Genomic DNA, 1,515 nt, shown 5'->3' with positions numbered 1-1,515 from the left:
AAGTAGGCACTCAACAATTGAACGATGCAGCCCAAAATCTCAATTCAATTGTCTAAAGGGTGCTCAGTGTTTTGGGCTAGCAGACTAGCAATTGATAGCATTGAGTGATGAATTGATCTGGCAGCCCTCCCAGCTTGTCCAACCTGCGGCATCCAAGTCAACACACTCGCACGCGAGTGCATCGCCAAAGCCAGGGCGATCGAATTTCTGCCCTTAAACAAATCCTCTTCTGTAACGGACGATGGAACTAACACCCGCCCGAACCGCATTTCCTAGACAAACAGCACCGAACCCAGCACCAGCGTCACTACTATTTCCATGAACTCAAAATTTTGTTGCTTAACTAGGTTTTAACACGCTCTGCGATCGACTTGAACCCCAATCAATAGTGAGAGAGAGGAAAAGTGCGGGAGAGAATTTGACGATTTTTGGGTTTGGTTCCTGAATTTCCAGCTACAATCGAATAAACAGGATTTATGCAAAATCAAAGCAGGCAAAACCACCCTTAATCCTAAAGACTTTGACCTGCATCGCTTGCTCAACATTAAGTTTGGCCAGATTTTTATTGATGAGTCTGAGTCAATGGTTGAGTTAGTAAAGCAAGGAAAGCAAAAAAAAACGCTGGAAGTTTTTCCCACGAAAAAACGGGCATTAATTATGAATTAGTATTAGGGATTAAATAACTACTTGGGTGAAAAACATCAGGAAATTATTGACGCTGCAACTTCCCCCACAAAAGTCAACAACGAATCAAGGAGTAGAAAGTGCAATGTGGCACAATATTATTCGGCTTAGTAAAGTAGTTCCCTTGGGCTTCGGCTCAATTTTTTTCTTAATGATTAGCATCGGATTTGCCACTAAATTGAGTATGGATAAGTTAGCCGAAGCTATTGAGTGGCAAACGCACACTTATGTAGTCCAGACAAATTTGCAAGCCCTAGAAAAAGATTTAGTGGATGCTGAAACAGGACAGCGGGGGTTTATCTTCGCTGGCAAGGAGGAATTTTTAGAACCTTATAAAAATGGTCAAATAGCCTTTTATAAAACACTAAATGAGACAAAAGAGTTAATAAAAGATAACCCAGAACAAGTGAAAAAATTGGAGAAAGTAGAAAATTTGGGTCAGCAAAAACTAGATGAATTAGCGGAAACTATATCCCTGAAAAGGGCGGGTAAAGAACCAGAGCTAAGAGCCTTGGTGATTTCAGGGAAAGGCAAGATATTAATGGATGAAATTAGGGAGAAGCTGGCAGAAATGCTTACGGTAGAAGATGCTTTACTGGTTCAACGAACAAAATTAGCAAAACAGTCGGAGCAATTAGCGACGATTGTTTCTATAGGAGGTACGGTTGTTGCTGTAGTATTGGGTTCATTTATTGTATTATTTATTTTTGATAAAATTATCCGACCAATCAATCAGGTAGCAAATACGATCGCCAGTTCTTCCACAGAAATTGCGGCCACAGTAGAACAGCAGGAACGCACAGCCGCACAGCAATCGAGCTCTGTAAATCA

Annotated in this window: 1 protein-coding gene; it reads left to right on the top strand. The window is 41.1% G+C overall.

Annotated elements, in window-relative coordinates:
* Positions 1–928: 928 nt before the first annotated feature.
* Positions 929–1,515, top strand: a 587-nt coding sequence (locus tag QUA00_RS36660; RefSeq protein ID WP_333413485.1) for a CHASE3 domain-containing protein, incomplete at its 3' end; no start/stop codon positions are given.

Source organism: Microcoleus sp. T2B6 (assembly GCF_036700475.1).
Classification (GTDB): Bacteria; Cyanobacteriota; Cyanobacteriia; order Cyanobacteriales; family Microcoleaceae; genus Microcoleus.
The sequence above is the reverse complement of the archived record's forward strand: the minus strand, read 5'-3'. Positions and strand labels throughout refer to the sequence as shown.